13 protein-coding genes are annotated in these 13,888 nt (G+C 46.5%); 10 read left to right on the forward strand and 3 right to left on the reverse strand.

Annotated elements, in window-relative coordinates; all coding sequences use genetic code 11:
- Window positions 1–196 precede the first annotated feature (196 nt).
- The 3 genes from ACQKMP_RS16630 (at window position 197) to ACQKMP_RS16640 (ending at window position 3,439) form a co-directional block, all read left to right on the forward strand.
- Window positions 197–871, forward strand: a complete 675-nt coding sequence (locus ACQKMP_RS16630; RefSeq protein WP_042192701.1) for a response regulator transcription factor — start codon at window positions 197–199, stop codon at window positions 869–871.
- The gene (locus ACQKMP_RS16635; RefSeq protein ID WP_339243909.1) at window positions 868–2,235 is read left to right on the forward strand and encodes a sensor histidine kinase; all 1,368 of its coding nucleotides are present in this window, start codon (window positions 868–870) and stop codon (window positions 2,233–2,235) included. The genes ACQKMP_RS16630 and ACQKMP_RS16635 overlap by 4 nt, the downstream gene beginning before the upstream one ends.
- Window positions 2,236–2,458: 223 nt before the next feature.
- Window positions 2,459–3,439, forward strand: coding sequence for an alpha/beta hydrolase (locus tag ACQKMP_RS16640; protein ID WP_042192697.1), 981 nt, complete (start codon window positions 2,459–2,461; stop codon window positions 3,437–3,439).
- A gap of 69 nt (window positions 3,440–3,508) precedes the next feature.
- Here the strand turns inward: ACQKMP_RS16640 and ACQKMP_RS16645 are convergent, their stop codons facing one another.
- From ACQKMP_RS16645 to ACQKMP_RS16655, 3 genes are all read right to left on the reverse strand, one after another.
- Entirely contained in the window at window positions 3,509–4,330 is an 822-nt protein-coding gene (locus ACQKMP_RS16645) for a class I SAM-dependent methyltransferase (RefSeq protein ID WP_339243907.1), read from the reverse strand.
- A gap of 293 nt (window positions 4,331–4,623) precedes the next feature.
- Window positions 4,624–5,475: a 1,4-dihydroxy-6-naphthoate synthase gene (locus ACQKMP_RS16650; protein WP_042192692.1), complete on the reverse strand. Its 852-nt coding sequence runs from the start codon at window positions 5,473–5,475 to the stop codon at window positions 4,624–4,626.
- The gene (locus ACQKMP_RS16655) at window positions 5,475–6,137 is read right to left on the reverse strand and encodes a futalosine hydrolase (protein WP_427470019.1); all 663 of its coding nucleotides are present in this window, start codon (window positions 6,135–6,137) and stop codon (window positions 5,475–5,477) included. Before ACQKMP_RS16655 ends, ACQKMP_RS16650 begins: the two co-directional genes overlap by 1 nt.
- A gap of 290 nt (window positions 6,138–6,427) precedes the next feature.
- Between ACQKMP_RS16655 and ACQKMP_RS16660 the strand changes: the two genes are divergently transcribed.
- The 7 genes from ACQKMP_RS16660 (at window position 6,428) to mprF (ending at window position 13,807) form a co-directional block, all read left to right on the forward strand.
- Window positions 6,428–6,898 carry a MarR family winged helix-turn-helix transcriptional regulator gene (locus ACQKMP_RS16660; RefSeq protein ID WP_081393105.1) on the forward strand — a complete coding sequence of 157 codons (471 nt, stop codon included), beginning with the start codon at window positions 6,428–6,430 and terminating at the stop codon, window positions 6,896–6,898.
- A 139-nt stretch (window positions 6,899–7,037) separates the two neighbouring features.
- Window positions 7,038–7,439: a DoxX family protein gene (locus tag ACQKMP_RS16665; RefSeq protein WP_042192683.1), complete on the forward strand. Its 402-nt coding sequence runs from the start codon at window positions 7,038–7,040 to the stop codon at window positions 7,437–7,439.
- A 17-nt stretch (window positions 7,440–7,456) separates the two neighbouring features.
- The gene (locus tag ACQKMP_RS16670; RefSeq protein ID WP_339243904.1) at window positions 7,457–8,407 is read left to right on the forward strand and encodes a ring-cleaving dioxygenase; all 951 of its coding nucleotides are present in this window, start codon (window positions 7,457–7,459) and stop codon (window positions 8,405–8,407) included.
- A complete protein-coding gene (locus ACQKMP_RS16675; RefSeq protein WP_427470021.1) occupies window positions 8,404–9,024 on the forward strand; it encodes an alpha/beta hydrolase in 621 nt (206 codons plus the stop codon). Before ACQKMP_RS16670 ends, ACQKMP_RS16675 begins: the two co-directional genes overlap by 4 nt.
- Before the next feature lie 154 nt (window positions 9,025–9,178).
- Window positions 9,179–10,411, forward strand: coding sequence for a multidrug effflux MFS transporter (locus tag ACQKMP_RS16680; protein WP_076284895.1), 1,233 nt, complete (start codon window positions 9,179–9,181; stop codon window positions 10,409–10,411).
- A gap of 111 nt (window positions 10,412–10,522) precedes the next feature.
- Window positions 10,523–10,873: a FlxA-like family protein gene (locus tag ACQKMP_RS16685; RefSeq protein WP_042192675.1), complete on the forward strand. Its 351-nt coding sequence runs from the start codon at window positions 10,523–10,525 to the stop codon at window positions 10,871–10,873.
- 282 nt (window positions 10,874–11,155) lie between these two features.
- Window positions 11,156–13,807: a bifunctional lysylphosphatidylglycerol flippase/synthetase MprF gene (gene mprF / locus ACQKMP_RS16690; protein ID WP_427470024.1), complete on the forward strand. Its 2,652-nt coding sequence runs from the start codon at window positions 11,156–11,158 to the stop codon at window positions 13,805–13,807.
- The last annotated feature ends 81 nt before the right edge of the window (window positions 13,808–13,888 follow it).

A 13,888-nucleotide genomic window follows, 5' to 3' on the forward strand; every position in this document is an offset into this window, starting at 1 on the left:
AAAGTCAAACGACTTCAAGAGCGTCTACATGCGGATTACCGTGTTAGACGCTCTTTTTTGAAAGATAAGAAAGTATAAGTTTTGCGCTTTCGTGAAACGATCATCACCCTTTAAATGATGCCGAAGGCGTTCCTTCTTGGCTGGAAGTATATTGTAGTATAATGGCTAGGATGGATAACAGGAAAAGAGGGTACGAATGCCTACTATACTAGTTGCTGACGACGACGCGAACATTCGCGAACTCGTCTGTTTATTTCTACGTAACGACGGATTTGATACAGCCGAAGCTGCAGACGGCAAAGAAGCGTTAGCCGTTTACGCCTCAAAGCAGGTTGATCTTGTTGTACTCGATATCATGATGCCGATTATGGATGGGTGGACGTTATGTAAAGAGCTCCGAAAAGCCAATCCGGATCTTCCCTTACTTATGCTAACTGCGAGAGGTGAAACCTGGGAAAAGGTGAAGGGCTTCGAACTGGGGACAGACGATTATTTGACGAAGCCATTCGATCCGCTGGAGTTGACGGTTCGTGTTAGATCCTTATTGAAGCGATACAAGATTGGTTCCACTCAGACGATCCAGTTCGGCAACGTCGTCCTTGATCGGCAAACCTATAAGGTGATGAGAGGAACAGAGTCATTCACGTTGCCACTCAAGGAGTTCGAATTGCTGTATAAGCTCGCTGGAACACCCGGACAAGTCTATACGCGCGAGCAGTTAATCGATCAGATTTGGGGGATTGATTACGCTGGAGACGATCGAACGATAGATGTGCATATCAAACGTCTGCGCGAACGGTTCGCGTCTACACCTGATTTTCGCATTGAGACGGTCCGTGGACTTGGCTACCGGCTTGAGGTATATGAATGATCAAATCGTTATATACACGTGTTGTTCTGACCTTTCTAGTCTCCGTGATCGGAGGCACACTGATTTCTCTATTTGTGACAACCTGGGTATTTCAAGATAAATTAAACGAAAACCTGCGAATTCCCTTACTTCGCTTTGGTCAGGACATCGCCCGGATATACGAAACCTTACCATCACGTGAAGCGGATGTTCTTATAAGTGGAATGAAGCAGCTTGATTCCTACCATATTCGAATTTACGATGAGAACGGTCAGTTTGAGTCTTACGGAGTGCTTAATGGAGAGAGCCCTGTTACCGTGACTAGGGAGCAACTGAAGAAAGTATTGGCTGGTGAAGCTGTTCAAGTTAAACCGAGTATAGGTTCTTCCAACCTCTTAGGACTACCTTTGAAAACTGAAATGGGAACGAAGGCGATGTTTGTGGAGCCGATTGTGCCTCCTACTTTGTCTTCTACGAGGAATCTGCTATTTAATTTTTTGGCGTATTCGTTAATAACGGGAAGCGTATTGATACTGGTCGCTTCTATGTTCTTAGTGAGACCGATCAAAAGGCTTACAAAGGCAACTAGGCGTATAGCAACTGGGGATTTTAATGTCGAATTGAATATTAAGCAGATGGGTGAGCTAGGTACCTTGGCTAATAGCTTCGAGGAAATGATGCACGATCTGCAGCACCTTGAGCAAATGCGCAGGGAGTTCGTAACGAATGTGTCGCATGAGGTTCAGTCTCCGCTTACCTCGATATCTGGTTATGCTATTGCGCTCAAGAAAGTAGCCCTCACAGAGGATGAACGGAATCGTTATCTCGACATTATTATTGCTGAAGCGGAGCGGATGTCCAAGATGAGCGATAGTTTGTTAAAGCTGAGCTTGCTTGAATCGCAATCCCAACAACTGCGGCTTATCACGTTCAGTCTTGACGAACAGATCAGACGTGTAATCGTGGCGATACAGCCCCAATGGTCGGCACGCAACATTAGTTTTGAACTTGATTTGAAATCAGTAATCGTATGGGCAGACCATGATCTGTTAAGTCAGGTGTGGACGAATCTCCTTGGAAATAGCATCAAGTTCTCCAAGGATGACAGTGTGATTAACGTCAGCATCAAACAAGATTTGGACAATGTAATCGTCCGAATATCCGACACTGGCATTGGTATTTCTCCCGAGGACCAAGAACGCATATTTGAACGCTTCTTTAAAGCTGATCGTTCTCACAGTCGCAAGTATGGCGGTAGCGGGATGGGACTAGCCATTGTTAAACAGATCGTATCGCTTCATAAAGGGGATATCCGAGTGGAAAGCGAACCTAGCCAAGGAACGACCTTCATCGTCACCTTACCAATTATAGTGCCGACAGAATAATTATCGTTCAAGGATATTTTGCGAGGGGTTGAACGCGCGCCTCATTGTTCATACTACGGTAGCACAGGTAAGATTTCTTGCTTGCGCTGCCGTAGTATTTTTTTTTGCCTATTCATATTTAGTTCATATTGTGGTCATGAGGAGTACATCATCGTTGGTTAAGATCTCATTAGCGAAACGTTAAGGCGACATAATAAATAGATTAGGACAGGAGAAGATGAGGGTGACACAAACAGAGGTAATAAAAACGGGGAATGAAAAGAAAAAGCATAAAGTACGTAACTTGTTGCTTAAAATATTAGGAGCAATAGTGATTTTGATCGTGCTTTTTCTAGCTGTTGTTTATACAGTTAATGTGATTAGCAACAAATCTGATCAGAAAAAAATACATCAATATGGTCAGTTAGTTCCTGTTGACGGAAAAAGTATGAATGTTTTGATCCAAGGACAAGGGAAGCAGACTATTGTACTTATCCCGGGCTTTGGAACTGGAGCGCCAGCACTTGATTTTAAGCCGTTGATTGATGAGTTATCACCATTTTACAAAGTGGTCGCGGTTGAGCCGTTTGGGTATGGATTAAGTGATGAGACCGATAAGGAACGAACTACAGCGAATATCATAAGTGAGGTTCATGAAGCCGTACAGAATCTAAACATTGACCAATATATTCTAATGGGTCACTCCATTGGAGGTATTTACGGATTGGAATATGCGAAGAAATATCCAAACGAAGTGAGTGCATTTGTGGGGGTTGATAGTAGTGTTCCTGAGCAAGGCGGTATGGATGTTAAATTCCCGATAAAAAAATTAAAGCTGCTCAAAGATTCAGGTATCATTAGATTGGGATTGCAATTAAGCGGTGACCCTTATGATGGACTGCCATTTGATGATGAGACCAAAAAACAAATGAAATTGATATCGCTCAAAAATATGAATAATTCCACTACCTTAAATGAAATGGAACATATATATCCTAACTTTGTCGCAGCCAGAGGGTTGAAATTCGACAAGAACCTTCCCATTATATTCTTTATACAAGCGAATAATACAACCGTGAAAGATTGGATTCCTCTGCATGAAGGGCAAGTTAAGGAATCTGTGCATGGAAAAGTGATGACATTCGAAGGCGGACATTATTTACACCATTCCAGATCTAAGGAAATCGTTGAGAACCTAAATTTGTTCATGGAAGAAGTCAAATAAAATAAGAAAACGCTCCGACTTTCCTCCTATAAGGAAAATCGGGGCGTTCTTTGCGCTTAAGGGCGTAAATTATTTGATGCCAATTCTCATTCGGTAGCTGATCAGTACCTCTAAGGTGCGTCCTTGAAAATGGTCTTCAACTGCAGCGCTGAAATCTGCAATGTCCTGATTGAGTAGGGTAGCGTCTTGCTTCAGAACGGTTCTTATACCCCCTTGGCTTAGAGCGAGTCCAACATAGCGCTGTGTATCGCAGGACTCAAGATTATGAAATACGATCTCTCTTGCAAAAGAGAAAGCTCCACTAGCCTGAATCCGTGACAAATGCCCTTCTTTGTCCCATTTATGTGCTCTCTCAGCATCAGGTAAGAGTGAGGCGAGCAGTTCCTCGGATTTGGAGATCAGTTGGTTGTAACGTTCTTCTACCTTCTGTTGAAGGGGGAGAGGCCAGTCGCAATCGTAGGCAGCGAAGACACCACCTGTTCTCAAGACCCGGGAGATTTCTCGAAGTGTGCTTTCAGGATCCATCCAGTGGAATGACTGTGAGCAGGTCACTATGTCTACGCTGTCCACTGCAAGAGGAAGCTGGTTAGAATAACCTTGTACAAAAGTGATGGATTGAGGATCCTCTATCCGGCTTAATTTATCGATTGCTTTTCCCAGCATATCTGGATTCGGTTCAATACCAATTACGTTGTCCGCGACATCCTTCCACAGAAAAGTAGACAAGCCCGTGCCGCAGCCTATATCTGCGACGACTGAAGGTGTGCTGCCTAAGTAGTCGGTCAGCAGCTTGATGATCATGCCAGGAGCTTCAGGACGGTAACGGTCATAGTCCTCTTGAAAGCCGAGAAATCGATCGATGTTTTGTTTGCTATTGTTTTCAGGTATCATGTGATCCTCCTTCTTAGAACCTATTTATAGGTCTATTGTATAGCCATCGCTTCGCCATGCCAAATAATGGATCGAAGCAATCGCGGGGAATGTTAATCAGAACAAGCATAAATGCCTTCGGCGTCCTTATAAGGACGGCAAGTGTTTAAGCGAGAAATATAAGACATAAAGTATGGTGTGAAACTTATACTTTCTTATATTTCAAACAAAAATCCCCGGAGAACACCTTATGGTGTACCGGGGATTGTGGGTTATGTCTAGTTTTAAAGTGCGCTAAGAACGTCTAGCAAATGCTACCGAAGTAATGCAGGATCGATGGCAGGTACAAGTCCTTCTGCTGCAGCACGATTTAGTAAGGAGGTGATTGCAGCGTAGCCGTCATCGCCTAGATTCATCGAGAAGTCGTTCACATAGAGATCAATGTGTGATTTAGCCACTTCTGGAGCCAGCTCTTGAGCGTGGCTAAGCACATAGTCTCTAGAATCGGTAGGATGATCCCACGCATATTGTAGAGAGCTGCGAATCCAGCCAGTGATGGCATCGGCATCCAGATCGCGGCGAGCAATGATCGCGCCAAGTGGAATCGGCAGTCCAGTATCGCTTTCCCACCAGCTGCCCAGGTCAGTCAGCATATTAAGACCATAAGATGCGTAAGTAAAACGGGCTTCGTGAATTACCAGTCCAGCGTCGATATGTCCATCGCGTACGGCAGGCATGATCTCATCGAAAGGCATGACGACGATTTCGCCAATCCCTCCCGTTATATGCTGTGCTGCCCATAATCTGAAGAGCAGATAAGCTGTAGAACGTTCGCTAGGTACGGCAATTCTTCGTCCAGCGAGCTTCTCGGGACGTTTAATCGCGGTTGGGCCACTTGCTGTAAGAAGCAACGGCCCGCAGCCACGACCCAGTGCGCCGCCGCATGGCAGCAATTTGTAGCGCTCAAGAACCCAAGGTAGAGCGGCATAGGAGATTTTAAGGACTTCAGGTCCCTCTCCATTAGCAGCAAGCGTGTTGGTAATATCAATGTCGGCATAGGTTACATTAAGCTGTGGTGCATTCGGGACAAGCCCGTGTGCCCAGGCATGGAATACAAAGGTATCGTTAGGGCAAGGGGAAAAAGCGATATTAAGCTCAGTTGTCATTACAGCACCTCCAATAGTATAGCGGCTGCCGCCGTTAATGCTTCCATTGCATCGCCGATCTTCCAGGCGGCCCGGTCGCGGGGACCGACCGGGTTCGAGATGGCGCGGAGCTCCAGTACCGGGAGCCCCAGCGCCTCAGCGGCCACGGCAACTCCGTGGCCTTCCATCGCTTCCGCGACGGCACCGGGATGCCGTGCGATGAGGGCGGCGGCCGTCTCCGCGGTGCCGGTCGCCGTCGAGACCGTAAGCACGGTCCCCGTGCTTACGGTCAGTCCGGCCGCTGCCAGCGCGGCCGAAACTGCCTGTACCGTGCCGTGGTCAGCCGGCACGGACACGCTGCCGAAGCCAAGCTCGGCAGCGCTGCGAAAGCCCTCCGGCGTCTCGGCCCCGAGGTCGGCGGCAATCATCTCGCTGGCAACGACCAGCGAGCCTAAAGGTGCCACCCCCGGGAATCCGCCGCCGATCCCGGCGCTGATTACGCAGCCGTAAGATCCGGCTGCGAGTGCCGCGGCGGTTCCCGCCGCCGCTGCTGCCGTACCTGCGCCGGCAGCAATCACATGGAACCTGTCGCTGCCTTGTAGGCCGCGCAGGACCGCGTCTCGCTCTGCGGCTACGGCTGTTACGATCAGCATGCGCCGCGCACCAGCTTGTTCCTCCACCATCAGGTTGCCTCCTTTGAGAGAAGTGAAATCGCTTACTAAATAGTCATTCGTAAAGACAAGAATACGCCGTTTTAAGGGTCAGGTCAAACTTAGAGTGATTTTCATCACGCTCCTAAAAAGTCGTAGAAAGAACATTAACAGCTCGTTAAGCACCTTATGTTATCTTTTTGGAGTGGCGAGGTTGACAAAGGTAGCGTGAGGAAGTATAGTTATCTTAACTTAAAGATATTTAATGTAAAGACATTTACTTTATATTGAACAACATCGCTGTCAAACTGGAGGTGGGAATGATGAGTAATACCGAAGAGAATGTTCGTAATACAGAGAATACTACGGAGATGGATCAGGCGTCTTCTTTAAAGTTATTTGTTGTATTATCTAAGGCTTACAGAAGCTTGATGGATCAAGCTGTGAAGGATATGAAGAGTTATGGGCTGGCATCTGCCGAGTTCATGGTGCTTGAGGTGCTGTATCACCGGACCCGTATTCCACTACAACAGATCGGGGAGAAGATTCTCGTTACGAGTGGAAGCATCACCTATAATATCGACAAGCTGGAGAAGAAAGGTCTGCTGAAACGTGTGCCGTGTAGTGAGGACAGACGCGTGACCTATGCGGAGATTACGGATGCAGGGCGTGAGCTATTCGATAAGATTTTCCCGCGTCATGTGGCTTCGATTCATGATTTGATGCGTGGACTGGATAAGGATGAGAAGGGTCAGGCGATTGAATTACTGAAGAAGCTAGGCAAAGGTGTGTAGGAGCGCTGAAATATCGCATCAAGGACATTTTATATGGTCGGAAGCAGTTCGCTGCTTCTAACCACTGAAAGATAAAAATTTTTATCATATATCTTAATGTTAAGATAATTAAATCAAAGAAAATTGGAGTGGATTAACAATGATAAGTGTAGGAATATTATTGATGAGATTAGTGATCGGGATTGCGTTTATAGGGCATGGTGCCCAAAAGTTGTTTGGATGGTTTGGTGGTTACGGCCCGAAGGGTACAGGTGGCTGGATGGAATCCATCGGCATTAAACCGGGGGTTACTATGGCGGTATTAGCAGGACTAATGGAGCTGGTAGGCGGATTCATGTTCGCGGCAGGCCTTCTGACGCCTGTTGCAGCGGTGTTGATTGTTGCCACTATGTTGGGGGCTATCATTAAGGTTCACGCTCCAAATGGCTTCTGGTCTACTTCGAACGGAATTGAGTTTCCGCTTACGGTACTGGTAGTCGCTGCAGGTATAGCACTTACAGGGCCAGGTTCGATTTCTCTGGATGCATTGATTTTTAACTAAGAAGGGGGTTTATCATTATGACACTTCAAACTGCAGGAATCCATCATATTACCGCTTTTGTTGGAGATGCTCAGCGTAACGTTGACTTCTACGCCGGTATTCTAGGACTACGGCTTGTGAAGAAGACGATTAATTTTGACGCTCCGGAAGTTTATCATTTATATTTTGGGAATGAAGTAGGTGCTCCGGGAACGATTATTACCTTTTTTCCTTCACCTACCGGGCGTAAAGGCAGAATTGGCAGTGGGCAAGTTGGCGTAACGACTTACGCAGTACCAGTGGGCTCTCTGACATTCTGGGAACAGCGTCTTGCGGCATATCAAATTCCGGTTACTCTTAAGCATAGAATCTCGGAATCTTATCTCTCCTTTGCTGATTATGACGGTTTGCGCATTGAACTCGTGGAACGTGAGGAAGGACCGCTTAGCAAGTGGTCTTTCGGGGGAGTTCCCACGGGGCATGCTATCAAAGGGTTCGGCGGCGCTGTGCTCTACAGCAACAATCCGTCGCAAACTGCAGAAACGCTTGTCGATACAATGGGAATGAAGCATATCGCTGATGGAGACGGGTATAGTCGATATAGAACTACTGGCGATTTGGGTAATATTATTGATCTGAAGACAACACCGGTTCCGCAAGGAGCAGGAGGTACAGGCACCGTTCACCATATCGCTTGGCGTGCACAAGATGACGCTGAGCAGCAGGAATGGGGGCTTCAAGTGCAGAATCATGGGCATCATCCGACACCGGTTCAAGACCGCCAATACTTTAATGCGATTTATTTCCGTGAAAGAGGTGGAATCCTGTTCGAGATTGCTACGGACCCTCCGGGCTTTGCTCGTGATGAAGCGGTGGATGCGCTGGGTGAAAAGCTGATGCTGCCATCTTGGTATGAACCGCATCGTGCGGCTATCGAAGAAAATTTAAGTCCTTTTCAAATAAGAGAAATTGAGGTGAAGCAGGGATGATTCATGTATTCCATAAAGGTAAAGATGTAACGAAACCCACGCTTGTATTATTTCACGGTACTGGAGGCAATGAGCAGGACTTGCTGCCGCTTGCCGGGTTGTTATCTTCTGATTCATCGGTGCTAGGCATCAGAGGGAATGTACTGGAGAATGGTATGCCGCGGTTCTTCCGACGGTTAGCCGAAGGGGTATTCGATGAAGCAGATCTAATCTTCCGTACTCACGAGATCAAGCAGTTTCTGGATGAAGCCGCAGCGCAATACGGATTCGATGCCAACAATCTGGTAGCCGTGGGTTACTCTAATGGTGCGAACATTGCGGGTAGCCTGCTGTTCCATTATAAGGATGTTTTCCGCGCTGCAATTCTACTGCATCCGATGGTACCGCTTCGAAGTATTACGCTTCCTTCGATGGAAGGAGTATCTATCTTCATTGGTGCAGGCACAAATGATCCACTTATCGCTTCTTCGGAGACTGAGGATTTGGACATTATTTTACAGAAGGCAGGCGCAGAGGTTACAACACACTGGGGCAACCAAGGTCATCGCCTGAGTGTTGCTGAGGCTGAAGCCGCTAGAGATTGGTTGCAAATGCGCAGCACATCTACAAATGCATAAAACAATCAGAATAACCGCCGAATGGCGGTTATTCTTGTTATACAGGCACCTATAACCCTCCATAAAAGGATTGATCAATCCACTTCCTTTACGTTAGTATGAAGAATACAAAAAAAGGCCCAAGGGTTGCTTTAGAAAGGTTGAAGTAAGGATTATGATTGGAATTCAAAATGGTAATAAGCTTGCCGCAGATGGACCCTCACGGAAGCAGAGATTACAGCTGGCTGTGATTCTCGGCTCCATTACAACAATCGGCCCGTTGTCGATTGATATGTATTTGCCGGCACTGCCTACGCTTGTCGCGGATTTCGGTACGACCGCTGCTTTAGTGCAGCTTAGTCTGACCTTCTTTTTGCTGGGGCTTGCTTCAGGTCAGTTGGTCGCTGGACCTCTGAGTGATGTATATGGCCGCCGTCGCCCGCTGCTTATAGGTATGTTCATCTACGCCGTTTCCTCAGTGCTATGTGCTTTTAGTCCTTCGATTGGACTGCTGATCGTTTTGCGGTTTATTCAAGGTCTTGCTGGTTCAGTGGGGGTGGTTGTCTCTAGAGCGGCTGTTCGTGATTTATATAGTGGCTCTGAACTCACGAAGTTCTTCTCACTATTGATGATTGTGAATGGTCTCGGACCGATATTAGCTCCAGTTATTGGGGGCCAGCTGTTAAGGGTGACTACATGGCAAGGGATATTCCTCGTATTATTTGCTGCCGGAATTATTTTTTGTTTAACTATTCTATTGCGCTTGCCGGAAACGCTGCCGAAGGAGCGACGCTCTAAGAGTGGACTGAAGGGTACACTGCTTACCTTCCGGGTATTGCTGGGCAATCGTAAGTTTATGGGTTATGCCTTGTCTCAAGGTTTCGTTACGGCATCAATGTTCGCGTATATCTCAGGTTCTTCTTTTGTATTACAAAATATTTTTGCGGTTACCCCGCAAGTTTATAGTCTGATCTTTGCAGTGAATGGGATCGGGATTATTATTACTGGCCAAATAGCCGGTAGACTTGCTGGAAAGGTAAGTGAGACTAAGTTGTTACTTAGTGGACTATTGCTATGTACGATGGGGGGCATCTTGCTACTGCTGACGGTTCTGGTAGGAGGAGGACTGATCCCTATTCTGATCTGTCTATTTGCGGTTGTCTCCAGTGTAGGGATTGTCGGAGCGACCAGCTTCTCACTGGCGATGCAAGATCAAGGTGAAACTGCAGGCAGTGCCTCGGCATTAATCGGATTAATCCCCCTATTGCTGGGTAGCTGTGTAGCGCCACTTGTGGGTCTTGGGGGCGTTGAGTCTGCACTTCCGATGGCGATTGTGATGGCATGTACAGGAATTCTCTCGATTCTATCTTATGTGCTGCTTGTTAGACGAGGAAAAGCAAGCTCCTAGCAGTCTATCATTGTAACCTGGCAAGTAGTACTTTCAGCAAACTTTCAGCGGGTCTTAACGTTCCTTACTTGCAAAAGGATTATATTGGAGGTAAGGAAGGGAGGGATAACCATGAGTATATCGGCAGTCTCAGGTTCCACATCGTATACTACCTCGACATCTAGCACTACAGATACCAGTACGCTTGAGAAACAAAAAGCGAAACTGGAAGCAGAACTGGACAAGATTAATGCCAGCTCAGACGATGACAAGACCAAGGAAACGAAAACGAAGCAAATTGAGCAACAGATTAAGACTATCGAGGCACAAATCTCACAGAAGTCTCAGAGCAGTGCTTCCTCCGCTAGCAGTGTTGTAGAGGCACCTGCCAAACCTGCGAACAATACGCTTGCTGCAGCAAGTCCGCAAGAGATAGCTACCGCAACAACGGATAGTAAAGGCAGATTTGATATTCGAGTATAAACGCTAGTTAAACCCGTGCTACATAACAGAGAGGACATCCTTTGCCGTGAGGGATGTCCTTTTTGTTGTGCAATTTTATGTGTAAACTACAGTCTCAATGTTCTTTAGCTAAATAGAATTTCATTAACATTCTTTAACTATTGCAGGGATTAGGGCTGTGCTGGCAGTCTAATGTAGTAGGTGTTGATTATCATGGGTTTTTTATTCCAATAATTGTTATAATGAAATGGTTGTAAAAATTGTCTAGCACAACGTGTGTCGGCGGTAAGGGTAGGTGGCCTAATGCAATCAAAACAACAAACATTAGAAAGATTCAAAATTGTAAGGCTGTTCTTATCCATCTATCGGATTCGGGCGGTGAGAGCTCTCTTTCCAGTAGCTATCATAGCGCTGGTGTATTGGGAGGGGCAGCATGAGCTGAAGCAGGTTCATTTAGGACTTATTATGCGTGAGCTAAGAAGAGTGCCTACATCTGCCGTTTTGCAAATGATCGGATTTGCACTTCTCGCAGTAGCTGTAATGAGTGCTTATGATTATTTGATACGAGCACATTTTCGTTTAAAAGTAGGGCTGTGGGACACCTTCCGTTATGCTTGGATAGCTAATACATTTAATAATTTAATTGGTTTTGCAGGTCTGGCTGGAGTGGGTTTAAGGACGTTGATGTACAAAAAAAGCGGAGTGTCAACTTCCGTCCTAACGCCGGCAATCGTATTTTTATCACCACTCATGATTACCGGGTTATCTTTACTTTCTTGGGCAAATATTTTTGGTTTACTCCCGGCAACGGCATTGCTGGAAGAGCATCATTGGTTAGTATTTGCGGTATGGGGGATGGCGCTTTATTTGCCGTTTTTTGTGTTTGTACAGCGCTCTGCTCTTTATGCAAAGTGGATTAATCGGGGACAAGGCAGAACACCCTGGCTTACAGTAGTTTCCTCTGTGGGTGCCTCCTTTCTGGAATGGAGTTTTGCTGGCGTAACGTTTTGGACAATCAGTAGTCATCTTTTGCACGAGGTACACTTTCCAGTCATATTCGGCATCTTTACGATTGCTGCCATCGCAGGCATCTTGAGTATGGCGCCTGGTGGTATCGGTGCTTTTGATCTTATTGCATTGCTGGGTCTTACGCAGCTTGGATTTAAAAGTGATCAGGCCATGGCAGTGCTTGTTATTTTTAGATTGTTCTATTATCTCATTCCATGGCTGATCGGATTGGTGCTGGCGGCACTGGAATTTGGTCTGCAGGGAAAAAAGGGACAAGATCGTTCAGCTCCAGGGTTCGAACCGGCTCTTAACATTTGGCAGAGGATTTGGGGTTGGCCGGGTCAGTATACCTTTCTGAGCGATCTTGGTGTGTGGGCTCTAGGCAAGCTTGTACTAGCTAGCGGGCTTATTCTCTTACTATCAACAGCTACGCCCGGATTGTTGTACAGACTGAAGATTACAGAGGAAATATTGTCATTCTCGATCATGCAGCTCTCACATCATTTATCTGTACTTATTGGCTTTATGCTCATTTTGTTGTCGAGAGGCATTACATTACGGGTTCGTAGCGCGTACATCTGGACCAGCATTTTATTATTTTCCGGGTCTGTGTTTGCGGTGGCTAAAGGCTTTGATTATGAAGAGGCGCTGTTTCTGCTCCTCGTTGCACTCATTCTGTGGATCTCCAGGTCTCGGTTCTACCGGATCAGTGCTCCCGTAAGCAGACAGAGTACGATTTGGTGGCTTGCGCTTACTTCAGTAATTGCCCTAAGCTACTATTTATTGGGCAGCCATGTCCATCGTGGATTTCTAAAGCATCTCCCGCCTGGTGTAGAGCCAGAGTGGCTACAGCGGCACAGTCATGTTGCTTTTACAGCCGTAGGGGGACTAGCTTTCTCTTGGATCATTCTTACTTTGCTGATCACCCTTAGACCCCATCGTAAACCGGAGGAGTTATTCGGAAATTTTGATATGGCAAGGCTGAAAAACTTCCTAAGTGAAGTTCAAGGCAATGCCTTAACTCATATGTTGTTTTTGGGTGATAAAAGCTTCTTCTGGGCGCAAGAAGGCAAGGTGTTGCTCGCTTTCGCTAGGGTTAGGGATAAGCTCGTAGTCCTTGGTGATCCATTGGGAGAGAGAAGTCTCATGAATGAGGCAATCAGTGAATTTAGACAAGCTGCAGATAAGTACGGTCTGGTCGTAGTTTTTTATCAGGCCACACCTGATTTCTTATCGATCTATCATGAGCAGGGATATCGCTTTTTTAAGCTGGGGGAAGAGGCGTTGGTAACGCTTGATACCTTTACGCTCAGTGGCAAGAAGAACAGTGATCTGCGAAGCGTATGCAACCGATTTGAGCGGGAAGGATATGCGTTCGAAGTTGTAGAGACGCCGCACGCTGAAGATTTGCTAAGGGAGCTGCGATCTGTTTCAGACGAATGGTTGAACGGACGTACCGAAAAAGGGTATTCGTTGGGCTGGTTTAATGAAGCCTATCTGCAACTGGCTCCGATCGTGCTGCTTCGGAATGCCAAAGGGACGATCCTGGCATTTGCATCTATTGCATACGGGTATGATCAGGGCATGACCCTATCGATTGATTTAATGCGACATCGAAAGAATGTACCGAACGGAACGATGGATTATTTATTTGTCCGTTTGCTAGAATGGGCGAAATCTAAGGGATATCATCGATTTAATCTAGGTAATGCTCCGCTGTCCAGTGTAGGTGAGAATGTGGGTGCCTTGAAAGAGGAGAAGCTGGCTCATCTCGTATTTAAAAGAGGGGGGCATTGGTACGGCTTTGTCGGATTGCGCCGGTATAAAGAAAAGTTCAGTCCGGAGTGGGAACCACGTTACTTGGCTTATCCGGCTTCCATAGCGTTGCCGATCTTGACGCTGGATCTGGTGAGGTTAGTATCCCGCCATCCTAAGGCGGAGGAATAGAGGGAGATGAACGCGAAGTCTGCGTACATTGGAGCTAAGGAAAAGGGGACCGTATCAAAGTAGTTTTAGCTACTTGGGTAC

Origin of the sequence: Paenibacillus sp. NPDC101420 (assembly GCF_050277435.1) — a bacterium.
Taxonomy (GTDB): domain Bacteria; phylum Bacillota; class Bacilli; order Paenibacillales; family Paenibacillaceae; genus Paenibacillus_AQ.